The 23,049-nt window shown below is 70.1% G+C and carries 10 protein-coding genes; 5 read left to right on the top strand and 5 right to left on the bottom strand.

Annotation, left to right across the window (positions count from 1 at the left end):
* Entirely contained in the window at window positions 1-1,152 is a 1,152-nt protein-coding gene (locus OHT57_RS22110; protein WP_328748210.1) for a lipid-transfer protein, read from the bottom strand.
* A gap of 105 nt (window positions 1,153-1,257) precedes the next feature.
* Between OHT57_RS22110 and OHT57_RS22105 the strand changes: the two genes are divergently transcribed.
* Window positions 1,258-2,808, top strand: coding sequence for a FadD3 family acyl-CoA ligase (locus OHT57_RS22105; protein ID WP_328748209.1), 1,551 nt, complete (start codon window positions 1,258-1,260; stop codon window positions 2,806-2,808).
* An 86-nt stretch (window positions 2,809-2,894) separates the two neighbouring features.
* On the opposite strand, the gene OHT57_RS22100 is transcribed toward OHT57_RS22105, so the two are convergent.
* Window positions 2,895-6,821 carry a LamG domain-containing protein gene (locus OHT57_RS22100; protein ID WP_328748208.1) on the bottom strand — a complete coding sequence of 1,309 codons (3,927 nt, stop codon included), beginning with the start codon at window positions 6,819-6,821 and terminating at the stop codon, window positions 2,895-2,897.
* A gap of 332 nt (window positions 6,822-7,153) precedes the next feature.
* Here OHT57_RS22100 and OHT57_RS22095 point away from each other — a divergent pair, with 332 nt between their 5' ends.
* Entirely contained in the window at window positions 7,154-15,844 is an 8,691-nt protein-coding gene (locus OHT57_RS22095; protein WP_328748207.1) for a ricin-type beta-trefoil lectin domain protein, read from the top strand.
* A 71-nt stretch (window positions 15,845-15,915) separates the two neighbouring features.
* Complete coding sequence (locus OHT57_RS22090) at window positions 15,916-16,416, top strand: hypothetical protein (RefSeq protein WP_328748206.1); 501 nt, start codon at window positions 15,916-15,918, stop codon at window positions 16,414-16,416.
* A 48-nt stretch (window positions 16,417-16,464) separates the two neighbouring features.
* On the opposite strand, the gene OHT57_RS22085 is transcribed toward OHT57_RS22090, so the two are convergent.
* The 3 genes from OHT57_RS22085 to OHT57_RS22075 all read right to left on the bottom strand — a co-directional run bounded on the left by OHT57_RS22085 (window position 16,465) and on the right by OHT57_RS22075 (window position 20,580).
* Window positions 16,465-16,824 (bottom strand): hypothetical protein, encoded by a 360-nt coding sequence (locus OHT57_RS22085; protein ID WP_328748205.1) that lies wholly within the window; start codon window positions 16,822-16,824, stop codon window positions 16,465-16,467.
* 374 nt (window positions 16,825-17,198) lie between these two features.
* On the bottom strand, window positions 17,199-17,378 hold the full coding sequence (locus OHT57_RS22080; RefSeq protein ID WP_328748204.1) for a hypothetical protein: 180 nt from the start codon (window positions 17,376-17,378) through the stop codon (window positions 17,199-17,201).
* A gap of 232 nt (window positions 17,379-17,610) precedes the next feature.
* Window positions 17,611-20,580, bottom strand: coding sequence for an AfsR/SARP family transcriptional regulator (locus tag OHT57_RS22075; RefSeq protein WP_328748203.1), 2,970 nt, complete (start codon window positions 20,578-20,580; stop codon window positions 17,611-17,613).
* A gap of 310 nt (window positions 20,581-20,890) precedes the next feature.
* Between OHT57_RS22075 and OHT57_RS22070 the strand changes: the two genes are divergently transcribed.
* A complete protein-coding gene (locus tag OHT57_RS22070) occupies window positions 20,891-22,132 on the top strand; it encodes an amidohydrolase family protein (RefSeq protein ID WP_328748202.1) in 1,242 nt (413 codons plus the stop codon).
* On the top strand, window positions 22,129-23,046 hold the full coding sequence (locus OHT57_RS22065) for an LLM class F420-dependent oxidoreductase (protein WP_328748201.1): 918 nt from the start codon (window positions 22,129-22,131) through the stop codon (window positions 23,044-23,046). The genes OHT57_RS22070 and OHT57_RS22065 overlap by 4 nt, the downstream gene beginning before the upstream one ends.
* Window positions 23,047-23,049: the final 3 nt, after the last annotated feature.

The raw sequence follows: 23,049 nt of genomic DNA, 5'->3' as shown, positions 1-23,049 counted from the left end.
TCAGCTCCTGTTGGTCAGCAGCAGGGCGGAGGTGGGGACGCCCTCGCCGGCGGTGACGAGGCAGGTGGCGGCGTCCGGGACCTGGGCGGTGCTGGTCCCGCGCAGTTGCCGCACGCCCTCGTCGATGAGGTTGAAGCCGTGCACGTAGGCCTCGGACAGCCCGCCGCCCCCGGTGTTGATCGGCAGGCGGCCGCCGATCTCCAGGGCCCCGCCCTCCGTGAAGGAGCCGCCCTCGCCGCGTTCGCAGAAGCCGTAGCCCTCCAGGGAGAGCGGGACCAGGGCGGTGAACGCGTCGTAGATCTGGGCCACGTCGACGTCCTGCGGGGTGAAGTCGGCGTTCTTCCACAGGTGCCGGGCGGCGGTCCAGGCGGGTCCGGTGAGCGGGTCGTCGTTCCAGTAGTTGACCATGCCGTGGTGCTGGGCGGGCAGGCCCTGGGCGGCGGAGTGGACGTAGACGGGGGTGTTCGGGCAGTCGCGCGCCCGTTCCCTGCTGACGATCACGCAGGCCAACGCCCCATCCGTCTCAAGGCAGTTGTCGAAGAGGCAGAGCGGCTCGCTGATCCAGCGGGAGGTCATGTACATCTCGCGGGTCAGGGGGCGGTCGTACATGATCGCGGCGGGGTTCTGGTTGGCGCGGTTGCGGCAGGCCAGGGCGACGTTGAAGAGATGGTCGCGGGTGGCGCCGTACTCGTGCATGTAGCGGCGGGTGAGCATCGCGATCTCGTCGGCGGGGCGGAGCAGGCCGAAGGGCCGGGTCCACTGGGCGGGGGTGGGTAGTTGGACGGCCGTGTTGGTCCAGGGGCGGGGCCCCGAGCCGCGCTTGCGTGAGCGCCAGGCGACACCGACCGTCGCCTGCCCGCTCGTTATCGCCGCCGCGAGGTGCGCGACCGTCGCGCACGAACCGCCGCCGCCGTAGCCGACCTTGCTGAAGAAGGTGAGGTCGCCGAAGCCGGCGGCCTTGGCGAGTTCGACCTCGTCCGTCTCCTCCATGGTGTACGAGGCCAGGGCGTCGACCTCGCCCGGGGCGATGCCGGCGTCGTCCAGGGCGGCGAGAACGGCCCGGCAGGCCAGGGTTCTCTCGTCCTCGGCGAGCTGCCTGGCGAAGGGGGTCCGTCCGATACCCACGATCGCCGTGGCGTCCTTGAGGGTCACGCTGCACGCACCTCCACACACTGTGAGGCCTGCTGACAGCCCGTCAGGCTACAGCTAATCTGACGGGTAGTCAGCTAATGTGTTTCCGCTTTCGGGGAGGCCGATGTGGAGTGGCACAGCATCCCGGAGCTGGTCCGGTGGGCGGCACAGCGGTACGCCTCGGCGGAGGCGGTCGTGGAGGGCCGGAACCGGGTCACCTACGGCGAGTTGGGCACCCGCGTGGAACGCGCGGCGGCCGCGTGCATGGCCAACGGCGTGCGCCCGGGCGACCGGGTGGGCATCTGGGCCCCCAACTCCCTCGACTGGATGGTCTCGGCGCTCGGCGCGGTCTCGGCGGGCGCGGTCCTGGTCCCCCTCAACACCCGCTTCAAGGGCACCGAGGCGGCCGACGTACTGCGCCGGAGCGGGGCCCGGCTGCTGTTCGTGACCGGCACCTTCCTCGGCACGTCCTACGTGGCGTCCCTGCGCCGGGCGATCGCGGAGGGCCCCGGCCTGCCGGACCTGGACCAGGTGGTCGTGCTGTCGGACGACGCACCCGCCGACTACCGCACCTGGAAGGACTTCCTGGCGAGCGGGGACACCGTGGGGGAGGCCCAGGTGCGGCAGCGGGCGTCGGCCGTCTCCCCGGAGTGGGCCTCGGACATCGTCTTCACCTCCGGCACCACGGGCCGCCCCAAGGGCGCCGTGATCACCCACGCGCAGACGCTGCGGGCGTACGACGTCTGGTGCGAACTGGCCGGGCTCAGGCGCGGCGACCGCTATCTCATCGTCAACCCGTTCTTCCACACCTTCGGTTACAAGGCCGGGGTGATCGCCTGTCTGATGCGGGGCGCGACGATGATCCCGCAGCCGGTGTTCGACGTCGACACCGTGCTGGCCAACATCGCCGCGGAGCGGGTGTCGGTGCTGCCGGGCCCGCCCACCCTCCACCAGTCGCTCCTGGACCACCCGGCCCGGACCTCCTACGACCTGTCCGCGCTGCGCCTGGTGGTGACGGGAGCGGCCGTCGTACCGCTGCGGCTGGTCGAGCAACTGCGCGGCGAACTGGGCGTGGAGACGGTCCTGACCGCGTACGGCCTCTCGGAGGCGAGCGGCATCGTGACGATGTGCCGGCAGGGCGACCCGCTGCAGGTGATCGCCTCGACGTCCGGGCGGGCCATCCCCGGCACGGAGGTGCGGATCGAGGCCCCGGCCGGGGAGCCCGGCGAGGTCCTGGTCCGCGGCTTCAACGTGATGCGCGGCTACTACGAGGACGAGGCGGCCACGGCGGAGGCGGTGAGCGAGGACGGCTGGCTGCGGACGGGGGACGTGGGGGTCCTGGACGCCTCCGGGAACCTCCGCATCACCGACCGCCTCAAGGACATGTTCATCGTCGGCGGCTTCAACGCCTACCCGGCGGAGATAGAGCAACTCCTCGGCCTGCACCCGGCGGTGGCCGACGTGGCGGTCGTCGGCGTCCCCGACGCCCGCCTCGGCGAGGTCGGCAGGGCGTACGTGGTGCGCCGCCCGCACTCGGTCCTGACCGCCGACGACCTCATCGCCTGGGCCCGCCGGGAGATGGCCAACTACAAGGTGCCGAGGACGGTGGAGTTCGTGGCGGAGCTGCCGAGGAACGCGAGCGGCAAGGTGGTGAAGGGCGAACTGCGCCGCCTATGAGCCCGATCGCCCGTCCGGCCGCTGTGGACGAAGGCGTGCCCGCACCCGAAGACTCCGGGTGCGGGCACGCAGGTCAGGACAGGCCGTCAGTCGAGCTGGGCGACCTTCGGCAGATCACCGCTCGCCGAGGCGTCGGCCGGGGGCAGGACGGTGGGATAGATGCGGACGTCGCTGATCGCGCCGTTGGTGAACTCGCCGTAGGTGCCGGAGGCCAGTTTCCGGCCGAACTGCACGGGGCCGGTGGCGTTCCAGGGGGTGTAGGTCCAGTCCTTGGTGGCTACGAGTTTCCCGTCGACGTACAGGCGGATCTCCTTGGCCGAGGCGTCGTAGCTGCCGACGAGATGGGTCCAGCGGCCGACCACCGGTTTGCCGCCGTAGACCGCCCGCCAGACCGCGGCGTCGGCGTCGGTGCTGTGCCGGCCGAACGCCCAGACCTGGGCGCCGGAGGAGTAGTAGAGCTGGAAGCCGTTGTTGGTCGTGCCGTTCTGGGAGAGGAAGGTGCTGTTGGCGGACAGGGAGTTGAGCTTGACCCAGGCGGAGACGGTGAAGCCCTTGGAGGTGTCCACCGCAGGGCCCGTCGTACTGCCGTAACCGGTGGTGCCGTTGAGGGTCACCGCGTTGCCGCGGCTGCTGTCGCTGCTCCAGGAGTAGCCGCCGGACAGGGTGGCGTTGAGCGTTCCGGTGCTGTCGGCGGTGCCGGCACCGCCGCCCTCGGCGAGCTTCCACCAGTGGGTGGCGGTGTCCGTGACCGAGCCCAGCGAGACCGGTGACGCGAAGCCGTAGGCGGGTGGCGAGACCAGGACCAGGCTCTGGCGGTAGTTGTACTCGACGAGCTGGCCGAAGGGGCCGACGGCGTAGAGGTCGGGGTTGCCGTCCGGGGCGCCGGGGTTGGTGTCGCCGACCCGGACCGGGCTGTTGACGTCACCGGGGGAGGCGACCGCGGGGTAGAGCGTCGGCGACAGGGTGAGCCCCAGGCTGGTGCGCACGCTCGGGTGCAGCAGATCTGGAACCAGGGTGGCCGGGTCGACCGTGATCGGGTAGCTGTACAACTGGCCGGTGGCGTTGTCGCGGGACCACAGGACCGGTTTGTCCTTGAAGGTGCCCGCCGCGATGAGGGTCTGGGTGGTCCAGTCGCCGTCGCCCAGCAGGATCGGGTTCTTCAGGTGGAATCCGCCGTCGGCCTGGTAGATCCAGAGTTCCTTGTTCTCGACGGTGATGACGGCGGGGTAGTCGTCGGTGTTGCCGAAGACATTGCCGGGGGCGATGAGCTGGCTGATGTTCCAACTGGTGCTGTTGTAGTCGGTGGTGCGGCAGCGGGTGTCGTCCGCCACGACGTCGGGCAGCGCGCAGGCGTCCTTGACCACGCGGTCGAACCGCTTGCCGACGAAGCCGCCGAGGGCGGACCAGGACTTTCTGGTGAACGCCGCGTCGTCGATGGGGTCGAGATCGTTCTTGACGATGTAGAGGTTCTTGCTGGTCTTGTTGTACGCCCACAGGTCGTCGCCGTTCGCACCGTGCAGGTTGCCGCGGTGGGCGATGAGGTAGTTGTTCCAGCCGGTGCCGTCCGGGGAGTCCGCCGGGGTGGAGACGGTGACGGGGCCGGTGACCTCCGGCGGGTTGTCGGCGAACGGTTCGCTGTGGACCGGGGCCACGGCCTGCGCGGGGTCCCGGTTGCCGGGGACGAGGTCGAGGTCGCCGGTCTTGGTGGTGGCGAGCAGGTCCGCCACGCCGTCGCCGGAGATGTCACCGGGCTTGATCATGGTCGTCGGCTTCCACGGAATCGTGAAGGTGTAGCCGGCGGGGCTGGTGGAGATGTTGCCGGCCTTGTCGACGCCGGCCACGTACAGGGTGTGCACCCCCCAGTCGCGGATCGGGACGGGGACGGTGGCGGTGGAGCGGCCCTGGCTGTCGGTGCCGGTGATGGCGGCGGGCTGCTTGTCGGCGTCCGTGGGCGGCGAGTCGAGCTGCCACACGAAGGAGTCCATGCCACTGGACTTGCAGGCGCCGGGGTCGCAACTGTCGTCGCTCGAAGGGGCGTCGGCGCCCGCCACGGTGAAGCCGGCGGTCCCGCCGGGGTTCGCGTAGACGGGGTCGACCGTGCGCGCGGTACCCACCGGCGGGAAGGCGGGGTTGCCGATGATGTCCGGGGTGGACGGCGCCGTGAAGTCGGTGTTGAACCAGCAGTGGTCGGATTTGGCGGAGGTCAGGTTCTGGTCGGCCGAGTCGTCCTCGGCGTAGACGTCCCAGCCGTACTGGTGGCCGTCCTTCAGCGTGGCGCCGATCTTCATCGCCGCGTCGGTGCCGGAGGCGAGCCAGCCGCTGTCCGGCGACGAGACGGAGGCTCCGCTGCCGTCACCGTCGGGGTCGACCGCGCGGTCCCAGACGTAGTAGTGCGCTCGGACCTTCTCGCCGGATATCTGGCTGGTGACCTTGGAGTGCAGGGTGACGTCGCTGCCGGCGCCCGAGTAGGTGGTGGCGCCGATCCAGCCCACGCCGCTGGTGGTGCAGTCGGCCGAGGCGCCGGTGGCGAACGGGATGGTCTGCAAGCCGGTGGGCACGCCCGGCGGGATGTCGAAGTGGGTGGTGAGGATCAGCGTGGTCGACATGCGCACGTAGTCGTCGTTGGACGAGGACTGTGACTCGTTGCCGTACAGCCCGATGGTCCAGGTGTCGGTGCCGTCGCCGAAGGTGCCGTCCGCGTCGTAGCCGTTGCCTTCCTGGTCGGCGATCCGCTGCACCTGGGTCTTGACGTGGAAGGTGGCGGTGCTGTTGCTGCAGGAGCTGCCGGAGTTGGCGCCGCTGGGCACGGTGTCCGTCACCGGCGGGAAGAAGCGGTTGTCGTCGTGGACGTTCGGCCGGGACAGCCAGTCGGTGCTGGAGGTGATCGCGTTGGTGGTGTGGAGCGTGAGCGGCTGGTTCTGGCTGCAGTCGAAGCTTGCCGCGTACTTGGTGGAGATGTTCACGACGGCGTCTTGGACCACGAACGACGAGTGCAGTTTGCTGGTGTCGATCTCCCAGTAGGAGCGCTCCATGCCGACCCCGCAGGCCCCGCCCCACCGCTGGTAGCCCACCCCCTGGCCGTTGGTCTGCGCCTTGTCGTACTGCGGCGAGTTGTCGCAGGTGGAGCTGGAGTAGATCTCGGTGTAGTGGCCTGCCGTGGAGGAGGCCGGGTTGGGGTACGGGTCGATGTACACCGGATAGGTGGTGTCCGGGTCGGTGAGCATGCCCGCGTCCGGGGTCAGCGTCACGGCCTTGCTGGAGGCGGTCATGGCGACCGGCTCGGTGTCCGCCTCCGGACCGGGGCCGTCCACCGAGGACGTCACGTCACCCGCCGGTCCGCCGAGCTTGGCGGGAGTGGCGGAGGAGTCCCACATCAGCGGCTGCGGACTGGTGTAGACGAGGTCGCCGTCGGTGGACGTCGCCTGCATGCTGTCGGAGTCGGTGGTGGCCAGCGTGAGGTCGTGGGCGTCCACGGCCAGCTTGAGTTGCCGCAGTTGGGGGTTGTCGGCGGCGTCCGCGTCATGGATGACCAGGACGTCCTTGAAACCGCCCTGGTCGGTGACGGACACCGACAGGTCGACGCCGGGCAGCACCGAGGAGTACAGGGCGGTGTCGTCGCTGACGGTCGGCGCCGGCAGCCGGAAGGGCAGGGTCAGGGCCATGCCGGGACCGTCGGCGTGGGTGAGGGTGACCAGCGGGCCGGTGCCACCGCCTGAGAGGGTGACGCCGTTCGGGGTGGCCTTGGGGACGTATCCGCCGTTGCCGTCCGTGACCAGAGTGGCGTCCACCGGGGTCCAGGCGCCGTTCTTGAGGACCCGGGTGGGCAGTGCGCTGGTGGTGTTGGTGAAGGTGCCGTCCGGCAGGGCTTCCGTGGTGGAGACCTCCGTGGTCAGTGCGTCGACCGGGACGGTCTTTCCGGTGGAGAGGGCCTCCGCGCGGGCCGCGAGCAGCGGGTCGGAGGGAACGGGCGCGGCGTCGTCGGCGACGGCCGGCAGGACCGGGAGGGCTGCCATCAGGCTGAGGGCGGCGGCGAACAGGGCCAGTCTGCCGACTGCCGGGGTGCGTCTGTGGCCGAAACGTATCGGTGGTCTCAACACCTCGTGAGCGTCCTTCGGTTCACGGGCAGCGGGGGTGGGGGAGGCCCGGTTGCCGCAGGGAGCAGGTAACTGATCAATTTCGGCACAGAAACTCCACAGCATCTGCCATATGCATGCATGGACTTCACCTGGAAACGGCAAAGGGTCTTGAGGTGTGCTCATGGCGGAATCTAGCCTCCGAGCGATCACTCACCTGTGATCCGACTGTGTGACGGCCCGTCGGCCGGCATGTCTGGGGGGCTTTACACGTGAGTGGCAGACGGCGCTGGTTCGCGGGCAGATGGCACCGGAGATTCTTCGGCGGCCTGGGGCTGTGGACCATTCCGGTAGCGCTGCTCGCGCTGTTGCTACCAGTGGCGATCGCCTCGGGGTTCGGCGTGCCGGGCTTCCTGGCCGGCCATTCCGACGACGGATTCGGCCACCACGGCGGCTTCTCGTTCGACGGCAAGGTGTGGCGGCCCGAGAAGCTGCCCGCCACCAAGGCCGTGGGGGCGCACCTCCTGCAACCCAAGGCGTCCAAGCACCCCAAGGGTTACAAGGCCCTGGGCACATACCGGGCACAGACAGCGCACTGGCCCAAGGCCGGCACCGCCGTAGTCGATCTCAGCTCCCGGACCACGTCCGAGCCCAAGCCGGTCAAGGCGGGTTCACTGCCCGTCTGGGTGGCGCCCGCCGACCCCGAGCACGGCGTCGACTCCGTGCGGGTGCAGACCGCGTCCCACGCCCAGACCCTGCGCACCGGCGCCAACGGCATGCTGGTGGGCATCACCCCCACCGGCACGACGTCCGCCCCCGGCCGGGTCAAGGTGGTCATCGACTACTCGACGATCGCCCGCCAGTACGGCGGCGGTTACGGCTCCCGGCTGCGGCTCGTGCAGCTGCCCGGCTGCGCCCTGACCACCCCGCAGAAGGCGGAGTGCCAGAAGGCCACCCCGGTCGAGTTCACCAACCGGGCCTCCGCCGAGCAGCTGACGGCGACCGTCACCATGACCTCCGGCGGCGACGTCTCGGACGACCCCGAACCGGCCGGCGGCACAGCCGGTTCGACGCCGGCGGCAGGCGTGAGCGCCGATCCCTCACAGTCCCCGGGCGCCACCGAGACCGGCACCGCGAAGCCGGCCACCGGCACGGAATCCCCGAAGCCCGACGACCGGAACACCACGTCCCCTGAGCCGTCCGACAGCGCGAACGGCCCGAAGACCATGTCGGAACACACCGCACTGCTGAGCGCGGCCGACGCCACGGGCACCACGGCCCTCGCCGTGACCTCCGGCACCTCCGGCTCACAAGGTGACTACGGCGCCACGCAGTTGTCGGCCGCCGGTACCTGGCAGGCGTCGGCCACCGGCTCCTTCACGTACTCCTACCCGATCTCCGTGCCCGCCGCCATCGGCGGCAACGCGCCCTCGGTGGGCCTGGGTTACGACTCCCAGTCCGTCGACGGGGAGACCACCGCCCGCAACTCCCAGGCCTCCTGGGTCGGCGACGGCTGGAGCTACCAGGTCGGCTACGTCGAGCGGCGCTACCGCAGCTGCAGCTCGCTGCTCGACTCCGACGGCAAGAAAATCGTCAAGGGCTCGGCGGACGAGTGCTGGGGCGGGGACAACGCCACGCTCTCCTTCGGCTCCCACGCCGGTGTCCTGGTGCCCGACGGCGTCGACTCGAGCGTGGCCGGTGAGATCCGCCAGTGGCGCATCCAGGGCGACGACGGCACGGTCGTGCAGGAGCTGTCCGGCGCGGCCAACGGGCTGCACGACGGCGTCTACTACCGGGTGCTGACCACGGACGGCACGGCCGCCTACTTCGGCGCCGACCACTCGCCGAAGGACCCCGGCACCAGCGCCACCATGCCCGCCGCCCCGGCCGATCCCTCCACGCACTCCGCCTGGGGCGTCCCCGTCCTGCACCCGCGCTCCACCGACCCCTGCCACGACGACACCAAGGGCAAGGCGTCGCAGTGCGACAAGCCCGAGGGCTGGCGCTGGAACCTCGACTTCGTCGTGGCGCCGGACGGGTTCGTGCAGCGCTACGACTACACCGCCGAGTCCAACTACTACGACCTCGGTGGCGGCCAGGCGGCCGCGACCGACGACACGGACGACACCGGCACCCTCACCTCCTACACCCGCGGCGGCGACCTGACGCTGATCTCGTACGGCTACACGCTGGACGACGAGCAGGCCGGCCGCACCCCGGCGGCCGAGGTCGACTTCGGACTGGCCCAGCGCTGCCAGACCACCGGCACGTTCACCGACTGCTCGGCCGGCAACCTCAAGGACTCCACCGCCACCCACTGGCCGGACGTGCCGTGGGACCTGCACTGCGACTCCACGGACAAGACCAAGCTCCCCGACGGTGCCACCACCGTCCCCGCCGACGTGTGCATCACCTCCGGACCCAGCTTCTGGACCACGACCCGCCTGGACTCCATCACCACCAAGGTCCACGTGAAGGCCACCGACCAGCTCACCGCGGTCGACACCTACAGACTCGGCCAGTCCTACTCGGACGCGGGCGGCACCGTCGACCCGGTCAGCGGCACCACGGTCGACCCCAAGGACGCCGGAATGCTGCAGGCCGTGATGTGGCTGCAGTCCCTCCAGCACACCGGCAAGGGCACCTACGACAACGGCAACAGCGACATCGCGCTGAACCAGGTGTCGTTCACCGGCACCGAGATCGACAACCGGGTCAACGACGACTCCCCGTCCGCGCCCCCGCTGTACCGGCCGCGCATCTCCAGCATCCAGACGGAGACCGGCGAGTCGATCGCCGTCGAGTACAACTCGCAGCCCTGCAAGGGCAAAACCCTGTCGATCGCCCACGCCGACAGCAACACAGAGTCCTGCTACCCCGCCTACTGGACGGTTCCCGGCGCATCCAAGCCGATCGCGGACTGGTTCAACAAGGTCACGGTCGACAGCGTCGTCACGTCCGACCTGACGATCGCCGGTCAGTACAAGCCGGACGCCCAGAGCAACCCGGCCGGGTCCGAGGCACAGATCTCCCACTACAGCTACACCGACCCGGCCTGGCACCGCGACGACGACGCGATGACCGACGACCAGTACCGCACCTGGGACCAGTTCCGCGGTTTCCGCACCGTCACCGTGCAGACCGGGCAGGCTCCCGAACCCGTCACCCAGCAGACCACCACCTATCTGCAGGGCATGGACGGCGACTACAAGGCCGACGGCACCCGCCGCTCCATCACCGTCGACGCCAAGGTCGACGGCACCACGGTCCTGAGCGTCGCCGACGTGGACCAACTGGCCGGCACCGACTTCCAGGACACCGGCTACACCCAGGCCGGCGGCAAGGCCGACACGGTCAGCGTCAACGGCCCGTTCACCTTCACCACCACGGCCTCCACCGCCCGGACGCCCTGGACGGCATGGACCCAGGACGACAACCCCGGCGGGACCAAGCCCGACGCGTCCACCCTGCCCGACCTCACCGCGCACCGCATCAAGGCCAGCAGCTCCCTGCAGTACGAGCTGCTCGCCGACAACACATGGCGGCACACCAAGGCCGACACCACCTACGACAGCCAGGGGCGACTGTCCACCGTCAACGCGCACGGCGACGGCGTCGACCCCAAGCAGGAGAAGTGCGCCACCACGACGTACGCCGACCCGCCGTCGTCGAACACGATGATGCTGGCCTACCCCGACCGGGTCACCTCGGTCGCCGATGACTGCTCCACCGCGGCGAGCGCGAGCAACCTGCTGACGGACAAGAAGATCTACTACCTCGGCGACGGCACCCCCGCTCAGCTGGGCACCTTCGGGAAGGTATCCGCCTCCGGCGAGTCCACCGCGACACAGACCGCCACCGGCTACACCGGCACGACCGAGAACTGGCTGACCACCTCGGCCATGACCTACGACGGCGCCGGCCGCGTCACCGACGCATACGACGCCACCGGACAGAAGACGCACACCGACTTCAGCCCGCCGTGGAGCACCGCGGGCGGCAACACCAACAGCACCACCGAGACCTCCACCAACAGCAAGAGCTGGAAGGTCACCTCCACGCTCGACGCCCTGCGCGGGGCCACGCTGGAGAGCGTCGACGCCAACGGCCGCAAGACCGACATGACCTACGACGCGCTCGGCCGACGCACCGCGGTGTGGCTGCCCGGCCGGGACAAGGCCGCCGGCCAGAGCGCGGACCGCACCTTCGCCTACTCGATCAACCCCGGTGCCGTTCCCGCCCCTGGCGACACCATCACCCAGCCCGGCGCACCGACGTCCGTCACCTCGAAGACGCTGCGCGACGACGGCACGTACGCGACCTCCGTCGCGATCTACGACGGCATGCTCCAGCCCCGCCAGACCCAGGCCACCGCCATGGGCGACTCCAACTCCGGCCGGGTCATATCCGACACCTTCTACGACTCCCACGGCTGGCAGGTCGCCTCCTACGCGCCGTACTCGGAGCCGAACAACTTCCCCTCCACCACGCTGTACGCGGCGAACGAGAACCAGATCCCCTCGGAGACCACCACCGCCTACGACGGTGAGGGCCGGCCTCTGAAGGAGACCCTCTGGCACCAGGCCGTCGAGCAGTGGCACACCTCCACCAGCTACCCCGGCGCCGACGAGGCCGACACCACGGCGCAGGCCGGTGGCCGCTCCACGGCCTCCTTCACCAACGCCGTCGGCCAGACCACCAGCACGGTCGTCAAGAACACCGGCTCCACGGTCACTCTGACGGGCGGCTCGGTCATTCCGTCGGGCACGTCGCTGACCTCCGACAGCGTGCGCCTGACGATGCAGTCCGACGGCAACCTCGTCCTGTCCGCCCTGGCGACCGGCACGACCATCTGGTCCTCGGGCACCTCCGGCCACGCCGGCGCCTGGGCCAAGTTCGGCACCGACGGCAACCTGGTGATCTACAGCACGGCCGTGGCCCAGCTGTGGACCACCGGCCTGACCGCGACCACCGGCGCCACCTTCCAGGTCCGCAACGACTCCACCGCGGCCGTCGTCGCTTCCAACGGCACCACCATGCTGTGGAAGCAGGGGACCGCGGGCGCCGTCGCCGCCGCGAACGCCACCACCAAGTACACCTACACCCCGGCCGGCCAGCTCGACACGGTCAAGGACAACGCGGGCAACACCTGGTCCTACACCTACAACCTGCTCGGCCAGAAGCTGACCCAGACCGACCCGAACACCGGCAGGACCACGTTCGACAAGTACGACGTCGCCGGCAACCTCCTCCAGGTCACCGACTCCCGTGGCCAGGCCCAGTCCTACACCTACGACTGGGACAACCGCCCCACCGCGGAGTACGCCGCCCCCTATGCGTCCACCCCCGACCAGTCCAAGCTGCTGGTCTCCCACGTGTACGACACGCTGGAGAAGGGCTACCTCACCTCCTCCACCCGCTATGTCGGCGGCGCCTCGGGAGCGGCGTACACCCAGGCCATCACCGGTTACAACACGGCTTACCAGCCGCTGGCCAGCACACTGACCGTCCCCTCGTCCGACGGCTTCGCCGCCGCGGGACAGTCCAGCGCGCCCACCTCCGGCACCGTCACCTACACCGCCACCAACCACTACACCGACACCGTCGGCCTGTTGTCCACGACGCACTTCCAGGCGGACGGCAACCTGCCGGCCGAGGACATCGACTACGGCTACACCCAGCAGGGCAACCTCGACGGCATCGGCGGCTTCATCAACAACGCCAATACCCCCGCCTACCTCGACACCACCGTCCACGACGCCTTCGGACGCGTGATGCAGGCGAACTACGGCCATACCGGCAAGGAACTGGCGACCTTCGCCCAGTACGACGGCACCACCGGACGCGTCACCCAGACCAGCAGCATGCTGCAGACCTCGACAACCGCCCTGGACGTCACCAACCTGCGCTACAACCAGGTCGGCGAACTCACCGCGATCGACGACCTGCAGGACAACACCACCCACGACACCCAGTGCTTCACCTACGACTCCTTCCAGCGGCTGACCGCCGCCTGGACGGACACCGCCGGCATCACCGACCCGAGCGCGGCCACGCCCGGCTCGGTCGGCGGCTGCACCACCGCACGGGTGCAGACCACCACCACGTCCCCCGTCAAGACCACCACTGTCGGCGGCCCGGCCCCGTACTGGCAGACCTACACCTACGACCAGCTCGGCGACCGCACCGGCACCGTCAACCACGACACCACGGGCAACGCCCTCAACGACACCACCCAGGCCGTCACCTACCCCGGCGTGAACGGCACGGCGCCCGCGACCCTGCCCGACCAGGCGGGCACGGCGACCCTCGCCAACCCGTCCGGTACGGCGACCATCGCCTCCACCTACACCGACCCCGCCTACGCCAATGTGAACGCCGGCGACACCATCAGCCGGAAGGTGACCAGCACCGGCCCGCTCACCAGCGCCTTCACCATCACCGGCGGCGTCAAGCGGTGCGTCGACGACGCGGGCGGCTCCACCACCGCCGGCACCAAGGTGCAGGTCAACACCTGCAGCGGCGCCACCAGCGAGAAGTGGACCATCGGCACCGACGGCACCGTGAAGGTCCTCGGCCTGTGCCTGGACACCACGGGCAACGCCACCACCAGTGGCACCCTCGTCGTGATCGACACCTGCAAGACCGACGCCACCCAGAAGTGGAAGGTCACCACCACCGGCACCCTGGTCAGCAGCGCCAACCCCGCGATGTGCCTGACCGACCCGGCCGCCTCCGCCACCACCGGCACCCAGCTGACCCTCGCCACCTGCGGCGGCAGCGGCCAGACCTGGACCAACGCGGCCACAGGCGCCATCCCGGCCGGCCAGAGCCAGACCTTCACCTACGACGCCGAAGGCCGCACCGCGACCGTCGCGACGACCTCCGGTACCCACACCAACACCAGCAAGTACCTCTACGACGCCCAGGGCGGCCTGCTCGAACAGACCGCGGCGGTCGACGGCACCGACAAGACCCGGGTCCTCTACCTCTTCGGCGGCGCCGAGCAGATCACCCTCAACGTCTCCGCCAAGACCTGGACCGGACTGCGCAACATCACCGGCCCGGACGGCACCACCGTCACCCGCTCCAGCGGTGGCGCGGTCACCTACCAGGTCGCCAACGGCCAGGGCACGGCCGTCACCGCCGTGGACGCCTCCACCCTGGCCGTCACCCGCCGCTCCTTCGACCCCTACGGCAACCCCCGCGGCACCAAGCCCGGTTCCTGGGTGTCGGCTGACGAGAACCACGGCTTCCTGGGCCGGCCCACCGACCCGGTGACCGGCCTCGACCTGCTCGGCGCCCGCAACTACGACCCCGTCCTGGGACGCTTCCTCAGCCCCGACCCGGTCTTCGAGACCGGCGACCCCAACCAGATGGGCGGCTACACCTACGCCGGGGACAACCCGGCCAGCTCCGCCGACCCGAGCGGCCTGATGCTGGCCCCGATGGACGGCGGCGGGGGAGGCTGCGACGCCAAGTGCGCCGCCGCCAACGACAAGGCGTACGCCGCCTCCACCACCAGCTCCAGCGGAACGAAGAAACACAGCAGTGGCGGCTGCTCCGGCTTCTTCGGATGCGCCGGGCACTACTTCAAGAAGGCACTGCCGGTCGCCGAGAAGATCGTGACCGTGGTCGCGGTCGTCGTCGTGGTCGTCGTGGTGGTGGCGGCGGTCGCCGTCTGCGCCGAGACCGTGATCGCGGCCCCCGCCTGCCTCATGGCGGCGGGCGAGGCGATCGGAGCGGTCGGCGGTCTGGCCGGCGGCGCCGACTGCATGGCGATGGGCTGCGGCGGAGGCGAACCCCTGGGCGGGGAGGAAGCGGACTCACCACCCGCAGCAGGCGGTACCGGTGAGGGCGGCGGCGCCCCGAAGGGCTCCGCCGACGCGGCACCGCACGACTCCGGCAGCGGCTCGGGCGACGCGGCCGCCGCCTCGGGTGCGGGCAGGGAATCCACCAAGGACTCCGCCGGAACCAACGCGGCGGCGCCAAAGAAGACCGACTCCCAGGGCGAGGCAACGGCATCGAGCAAGGCCGCGGCCGCCCCGGACGAACCCCGCACGGGCAACTCGGGCACCACGGACGAGGGTTCCGGGGGCGGTGGCTCGCGCTGCAGCTTCTCGCCCAGCACCCCCGTCCTGATGGCCGGTGGCAAGACCAAGGCGATCGGCAAGATCAAGAACGGCGACAAGGTCGAGGCAGCCGACCCGAAGACGGGCAAGCACCGGGGCGCCCGCACCGTGCAGCACATCTGGATCAACCACGACAAGGACCTGCTCGACGTCACCGTCCGCGACAAGGACGGCCACACGGCCACCCTCCACACCACGGCCAACCACCCCTTCTGGGACGACACCACCCACACCTGGAAGCCGGCCGGCGAACTCCGCTCCGGAGACGCCCTCAATACGGTCGACAACACTCCCGCCTTCGTCGTCAGGACCCGGATCACACCCGGTACGGCGAACCGCTGGAACCTGACCGTCCAGGAACTCCACACGTACTATGTGGTGGCTGGCAATGTTCCAGTGCTGGTGCATAACATAAACAATGTTTCCCCTGGCACATGTTCGACCGCCACTGTGAGTCCTCAGCAATTGGCAGATGACGCGAGGGCGCTACACGATACGGTGGGTGTGGGAACGAGAGCTGATCGCGCTACGACGGTCGCGACCGGTCAGCTCGGGGGTGACCTTGTCTACGCGGTCAACCAAAATGGTACGAGTCGAGCAATGCGTGCACTGGCCGACCAGCTCGGTTATGAGCGAGTATTCGCTACGGAGCTCACGCCGCAAGTGCATACGGATGCTGAACAGATTCTTTTCAATGCAATCGATGAAGGCGAATATCCAGCCGATGGTATAATCTCCTCATCTCGCCCGGCGTGCGGAGTTTCCCGGCAGAACTGCGCGGGCAGAGCTGACGACTATCCTGGAATTGCGCTGTACGATGACCGAAGATAGGTGTCGGCGACAGGTCGGGCTCGCGATCGAGTCCGGCCTGTCGCTGCTCTTTGCGTTGTGAGGATCATGCAATGTTGCTTCTGTGGGACCACGTGATCGAACGCCATGCAGATGCGCTGGGCCAGTTGGATCGAGCTGACTTGTGCGAACTTGCTGTAGGCGTGATCGAATCAACCGGGCGTCTGTTTGACCCGCCATTCTCCGAGTTCTTTCCTCCTGCCGCGGCCGACCTCGTACTGTCAACGATTCGCCAGCTCAATGAATCATCCCCCGAATGGCGACTTAGTCAGGATGGCGTCGCAGAATTCTATCGGAGGCAGGACTCCCTTCCGGAAGTGGCAATCAGGCCTGGAGTGGGCCCTTTCGTGATGGCCGTCATGCGCCTAGTCGGAGGCGTATCGGGAGTAATGACGGCAGATGAAGTCCTGGAAATCCTATCTGCCTGTTATGAGGCAATCCTGATGTCCCAGCTGACTGGGCGCGTGACCATTCAAATGCAACAGGAAAATGAGCGCTGCCGGGCTGCTATTGACTTGCAAGAGCAGCTCATTGCCAGACATCTCGGTATTTGATCGGTGGGAACAGTCCGCGGCAAGGGGGGCCGTTCTGGCGTCCGATGTTCAATTGTGCGGCATGAGTGGGCATTCCTGCCCGCAGGTCATCTGATAGCTGCATTCGAGGTTCATTTTGAATCCGACGGCGCCGCTCGGAAAATTTCGCGAGAAGAGAAGAAGGTCGGAAACTTGCCGTACGTGATAATTGGGCTCATGGGCCTGCTCGCCGGCCGCAGATCGCTCGTACTGCGTCAGCGGCGCCTCGAACCGGATGCCGCTCCGGCCTCTTCGGTATTCCTCCGGCCCGGAGTACTCGCCGTGCTCGCAGGCCTCGCCATCACGTGCGGGCTCTTTCTCCTGGTGGTCGGAGCGGGTGCCCTTTACCTGGGCTGAGCGGCTCGTGCGATCGGCTTGGCAGGCCGCCATGGCTTGGCAAGAAGACCTGTGCGGGCATGGCCGGGCCGTACGTTGCAAGTTCCTGGGCGTGGGATCGGTCGGAGCATGACCGGTTGCAGCGCATGAGGGGTTTGCAGAGGCGTGGCATGCCGACATCGGGGGCCACGGAATTCCCGGCTTCATCACCGAGACCGGACCGGTCGGCCTACGGCAGGAGCGTCAGCGCGGGGATGTGAGCGGGCTTGACGACGCTGAAGTGCCGCCGGTCGAGGGTGGCTACCCGGTGCATGCCGAAGCGCTCGGCCACAGCGAGGACCGAGGCCCCCGCCCCCGGACACGCCTCGGCCGCGGCGGCTCCCCCTCCGCGCCGCCGCGGCCGATCCCCGTGCGGGAAAGGAGTCCTGTCAGACGGGCTCGTCGGTGGCGTGGATGTTGTCCGTGCCGGCCGCGGCCGTGCTGTCGTCCGCCTTGAGCTTGGCCGCCTTGAGCGGCTCGCTCGTGGCGTGGATGTTGTCTGTGCTCACGGACGTCTCGTCCTCGACGTCGGTGGCGTGGATGTTGTCGGTGGTGTTCTCGTCGCTCATGGACTGCCTCCCCTGACAGTTCGGATACCTCGTGTGATGACCGGCCCGGCGACTCCCCCGAGGGTCGCCGGGCCGACCGTGCGACCGCTCACCGTAGTGCAACGGCCGAGGTCGTCCCGTCTGCCCCCCGACGCGACGCGACGACAAGACGAGAGTGCCGGGCCGCGATAAACGAACGATGAACGTCCGCCCGCGCTCCCGCCGAAACCGACCCAACCGACCCAACCGCCCCTCAGGCCAGCGTCAGCGGGGCGAGCAGCACCCTGACCGACTCGGCCTCCGGGGCGTCGAGGGCCTCGAAGAGGTCCAGGGCCTCCCGCCAGCAGACCTGTGAGCGGCCCGGCTGCCCGATGCCGCGCAGGGCGTGACCGAGGACCACGAGGACGTTGGCCCGGCGCCAGTCGCCGCCGATGCCGCGCAGCACCGTCAGTGCCGTCTCGGCGTTCGACGCGGCCTGCGCCGGTCGCACGGCGGCCAGGTCGGCCTCCGCCAGCCGGAACAGGGACATGCCCTCCCACAGGCGCTGACGGCTGTCCTGGAACACCGTCAGGGCCTCCTGGAGGCGGGCGGTCGCCTCGGGCAGGCTGCCGTGCTGGGTGAGCGCGAGGCCCAGCGCGTAACGGGCGTTGGCCCCCTTGAGGGCGTGGTCCATCGCGTCGTACATCTCCATGCCCTGCTGGGCCAGGGAGACCGCGCTCTCGGTCCGGCCGCCCGCCAGGTGGATGCGCGAGAGGTTGCACAGGGCGCTCGCCTCGCCGGACGGGTCGTCGCAGGCGCGGAAGCCCTCGATGGCCCGGGTGAGGTGGGCCTCCCCGTCGTCGTTGCGGTTCTGGTAGACCGCGAGCACCCCGAGGATGTTGGTCGCCCAGCTGCCGGCCAGCGGGTCCCCGGCGGCGACGGTCAGTTCGTGGGCGCGGGCGGCCTCCTCGCCGGCGAGGTCGAAACGGCCCGTGAGGCTGTGGGCGTAGGCCAGCGTGATCAGTGCCCGGGCCTCCGCCGTCGGGTCGCCGGCCTCGCGCGCGGCCTCCCGCAGGGCGGAGGCGACCCCTTCGTACGCCTTGGAGTTGGTGCCGGACTCCGCGAGGTCCACGGCGGCCCACAGGAGGTCGACCGCCCGCGGCAGGAACCCGGAGCCCGCGGACTGGCTCACGCACGCGAGCAGTGACACCGCCTCCGAGTACAGCCAGTCCTGCGCTGCGTGCCGGTCGGCGAAGACCAGCCCCGGGTACTCCGGTGTGGCCAGGTGGTCGACCAGCCGGTCGCCGGGCCGTTCGATGAGGTACACGCCGGCGACGGTGGCCAGGTAGAAGTCCAGCAGCCGCGACATCGCCGCCTCCCGCTCCCCGGGCGGCCACTCGTCGCGTTCGGCGCACGCACGCGCGTAGAGCCGTACGAGGTCGTGGAACCGGTAGCGGCCGGGCGCCGCCGACTCCAGCAGTGAGGTGTCGACGAGGGCCTCCAGGAGGTCCTCGGTGTCCTCTGCCGGGAGATCGAGTACGGCGGCCGCGGCGGCCAGCGAGATGTCGGGGCCGTCGGCGAGGCCCAGCAGGCGGAAGGCGCGGGCCTGGGCGGGCTCCAGCTGGCCGTAGCCGAGTTCGAAGGTCGCCTTCACGGCGAGGTCGCCTGCCTGGAGTTCGTCGAGGCGGCGGCGTTCGTCGGCGAGCTTCGCCGCGAGGACGGAGACCGTCCAGGTGCGGCGGGCCGCGAGGCGGGAGGCGGCGATGCGGATGGCGAGCGGGAGGAAGCCGCAGGCGGCGACCACGTCCAGGGCGGCCTTGCGTTCGGCGGCGACCCGCTCCTCGCCGACGATCCTGGTGAACAGCTGGAGCGCCTCCTCGGGAGACATCACGTCCAGGTCCACGAGGTGCGCGCCGGCGAGGCCGACCATGCGGACCCGGGAGGTCACCAGGGCCGCGCAGCCCTCCGTGCCGGGCAGCAGGGGCCGTACCTGGGCGGCGTCGCGCGCGTTGTCGAGGAGGACCAGCACCCGGCGGCCGTCCAGGACCGAGCGGTACAGAGCGGACCGCTCCTCCAGGGAGTCCGGTATCGCCGAGTCGGCGGTGCCGAGGGCTCTGAGGAAGGCACCGAGGACGGTCTCCGGATCGGCGGCCCGGCCGCCGGCGCCCTGGAGGTCGACGTAGAGCTGTCCGTCGGGGAACGACGAGCGGGCCTGGTGGGCCACGTGCACGGCGAGGGTCGTCTTGCCGACGCCGCCGATGCCGGCCAGTGCCGAGACCGCCATCACGCGGCCCTCCGAGCCGGAGGCGAGTACCTCGCTCAGTTCGGTGACGAAGGACGTGCGGCCGGTGAAGTCCGGGACGGTCGCCGGGAGTTGTGCGGGGCGGACCGGGGCGGCGACCGGTTCGGGCTGCGGGGAGGAGGGTTCCGCGAGGCCGGGGTCGGCCCGGAGGATGCGCTGCTGGAGTTCGCGCAGGCCGGGGCGCGGGTCCACGCCGAGTTCGTCGGCGAGGAGGCGGCGGGTGTCGGCGTAGACCGCGAGGGCCTCCGCCTGCCGGCCGGAGCGGTACAGGGCCAGCATCAGCAGCTCGCGCAGGCGCTCACGCAGGGGGTGTTCGGCGGTGAGGGCGGTCAGCTCGGAGACGGACTCCGCGTGGCAGCCCTGCTCCAGGTCCATGTCCAGTCGGGATTCGAGGAGTTGGAGTCGCCACTCCTCCAGCCGTACCCGCTGCGCCTCGGCGTACGGCCCCGGCACCCCCGCGAGCACCTCGCCGTCCCACAGGCCCAGCGCACGGGTCAGGACCTCACGCGCGTGGCACAGGTCCCCGGCGCTCCTGGCCTTCTCCGCCTCGGTGGCGAGTTCCTGGGCGGCGGCCAGGTCCAGATCGGTCTCGTGCAGGCCGCGGATCGCGTAGCCGCCGGACTCGCTGACCAGGATGCCGGCGTCGAGGACCTTCCGCAGCCGGGAGGCGTAGGTGCGCACCGCCGCCAGTGCCTGGTCCGGGGGCTCCTCGCCCCACAGAGCGGCGATCAGCTCGGCGGCGGTGGCGGTACGGCCCTCGCGCAGCAACAGGGCGGCGAGCAGGGCGCGTTGCTGCGGGGAGCCGGTGTTCAGCAGCTCCTCGCCGCGCCGGGCCCGCACCGGGCCGAGCACGCTGAAGCGCAGCGGCGCCTGCTCCTGCTCTCCGGCCCCCGCCGAGGAGCCGGGACGCCTCTGCTCCGGCACCCGCGGTACACCGTCCATCGCCGTCCCCCTAGGGCCTGTTTACAACCCCGTCAGTCTGCCTTGTCCACGGCGGATGCGTCAGCTGTGGAGGGGCTGATCACAGGACGGCTCGCGGGATATCACAAGGTTCTCACCCAGCCTCCGCACACTTCCGCGCAGAACGGGGGCTGCGGCGCCGGAAATCCGGCGGTTCCGGCATGTGCGGTCGGCCTGCCGCACGCCCACGTGCGAGGACCCGGTCCGACCCCCGACCCCCGCGCCCCGCCACCGAACCGCTCACAACCCGCCCCCGTCCGCACAGCTGACGGACCGTCAGATCGGCGCTACCGTGAGCGCCATGGAGACCACGACGGCACTTCCGAAAATCATCTCCGTCGACGACCACACGGTGGAGCCCTCCGACGTCTGGCAGAACCGGCTCCCGAAGAAGTACCTGGACACCGGCCCCCGCATAGTCCGGGCCCCGCTCAAGGAGATCAGCTTCCTCGGCGGCCGCTTCAAGCCGGTCATGGGCGCCCCGGGCGACGACGGGCCACTCGGCGACTGGTGGCTGTACGAGGGGCTGCAGCGTCCCCTCACCCGCCTGGACACGGCGGTCGGCTACAGCAGGGACGAGATCAAGCTGGAGGTCATCACCTACGAACAGATGCGCCCCGGCTCCTACGACGTCCCGCAGCGCCTCGCCGACATGGACGTCAACCACGTCCAGTCCGCGGTCTGTTTCCCGACCTTCCCGCGCTTCTGCGGCCAGACCTTCACCGAGGCCGCCGACCACGAGCTGGGCCTGCTCTGCGTCCGGGCCTACAACGACTGGATGGTGGAGGAGTGGTGCGGCCCGGCCGCGCAGGGCCGCCTCATACCGCTGACCCTCATCCCGCTGTGGGACGCCGAGCTGGCCGCCGCCGAGGTCCGCCGCAACGCCGCCCGGGGCGTACGGGCCGTCGCCTTCTCCGAGATACCCCCGCACCTGGGCCTGCCCTCCGTCCACTCCGACGACTGGGACCCCTTCCTCGCCGCCTGCGACGAGACCGGCACGGTCATCGCGATGCACATCGGCTCCAGCAGCCGTATGCCCTCCACGTCCAAGGACGCGCCGCCCGCCGTGGGTTCGACGATCACCTTCGCCAACTGCTGCTTCTCAATGGTCGACTGGCTGATGAGCGGCAAGTTCGAGCGCTTCCCGAACCTCAAGGTCATGTACGCCGAAGGCCAGATCGGCTGGATCCCCTACATCCTGGAGCGCGCCGACGTGGTCTGGGAGGAGAACCGCGGCTGGGGCGGCGTCGCCGACAAGGTCCACCGCCCACCGTCCGAGCTCTTCACCGAGCACGTCTTCGGCTGCTTCTTCGACGACGCCTTCGGGCTGAAGAACCTCGACTCCATCGGCGTGGGGAACGTGCTGTACGAGACCGACTACCCGCACTCCGACTCCACCTGGCCGAAGTCCCGGGAGGTCGGCGAGGCCCAGATGGGACACCTGGACGCCGACGTGGTCGAGCGGATCGTGCGCGGCAACGCCATCGACCTGCTCGGTCTCACGCCGGACGGCCTCTGGGGCGGCCCGAAGTGACCGAGTACGGCATCCAGTTGCCCGTCCAGTCGCAGAGCACGATCTACGCGGAGCCCTGGGAGGCCGGTGCCGGGCCCGGCGACCTCGCCGAGGTGGCCCGGGCCGCCGACCGCGCGGGTTTCGCGTACGTCGCCGCCTGCGACCACGTGGCGATCCCGCGCCGCCTCGCAGCAGCGATGAGCACCGTCTGGTACGACCCGGTCGCCACCCTCGCCTTCCTGGCGGGCGTGACCGAACGGGTGCGGCTGCTCAGCCATGTGGCCGTCGTGGGGCTGCGGCACCCGCTGCTCACCGCCAAGCAGTACGCCACCCTCGACCACCTGAGCGGCGGGCGGCTGATCCTCGGGGTCGGCGCCGGGCACGTGCAGGAGGAGTTCGAGGCGCTCGGCGTCGACTTCGCGGGGCGCGGAGCCGTCCTCGACGAGTCGGTCGACGCCCTGCGAAGCGCCCTCGGGCCGGACGAGTTCCCCGAACACCACGGCAAGCTCTACGACTTCCAGGACCTCGGCCAGCGTCCTCGCCCCGCCCAGTCCCGCGTCCCGGTGTGGGTCGGCGGCTCCTCCCCGGCCGCCGTACGCCGGGCCGCCCTCAAGGGCGACGGCTGGCTGCCGCAGGGCGACCCCCGGGACCGGCTGCCCGCGCAGATCGACCGGATACGGCGGCTGCGGGCGGAGGCGGGCCTCGACGGACCGTTCACCGTCGGGGCCATCGCCGAGCCGCTGTACGTCGGCACGCCCGCGTGGGACGTGGGCCGCCGGACGCTGAGCGGGCCGCCCGAGGAGCTCGCCGAGTCGCTGCGCGCCTACCCCGCGATGGGCGTGGACCAGCTCCAGGTGCGCTTCCGCAGCCGCGAGCTCAGTGAACTCACCGACCAGATGGCGGCGTTCGGCGCCGGCATCGCCCCCCACCTCTGAGGA

Origin of the sequence: Streptomyces sp. NBC_00285 (assembly GCF_036174265.1) — a bacterium.
Lineage (GTDB): Bacteria > Actinomycetota > Actinomycetes > Streptomycetales > Streptomycetaceae > Streptomyces.
Note: the sequence above shows the minus strand (reverse complement) of the source record. Positions and strands in the feature narration are given on the sequence as shown.

Coding starts and splice junctions, on each gene's coding strand:
- OHT57_RS22080 (WP_328748204.1), bottom strand. CDS start 17,378: ATGAGCGACGAGAACACCACCGACAACATCCACGCCACCGACGTCGAG.
- OHT57_RS22085 (WP_328748205.1), bottom strand. CDS start 16,824: ATGGCGGCCTGCCAAGCCGATCGCACGAGCCGCTCAGCCCAGGTAAAG.
- OHT57_RS22075 (WP_328748203.1), bottom strand. CDS start 20,580: ATGGACGGTGTACCGCGGGTGCCGGAGCAGAGGCGTCCCGGCTCCTCG.
- OHT57_RS22100 (WP_328748208.1), bottom strand. CDS start 6,821: ATGGCAGCCCTCCCGGTCCTGCCGGCCGTCGCCGACGACGCCGCGCCC.
- OHT57_RS22090 (WP_328748206.1), top strand. CDS start 15,916: ATGTTGCTTCTGTGGGACCACGTGATCGAACGCCATGCAGATGCGCTG.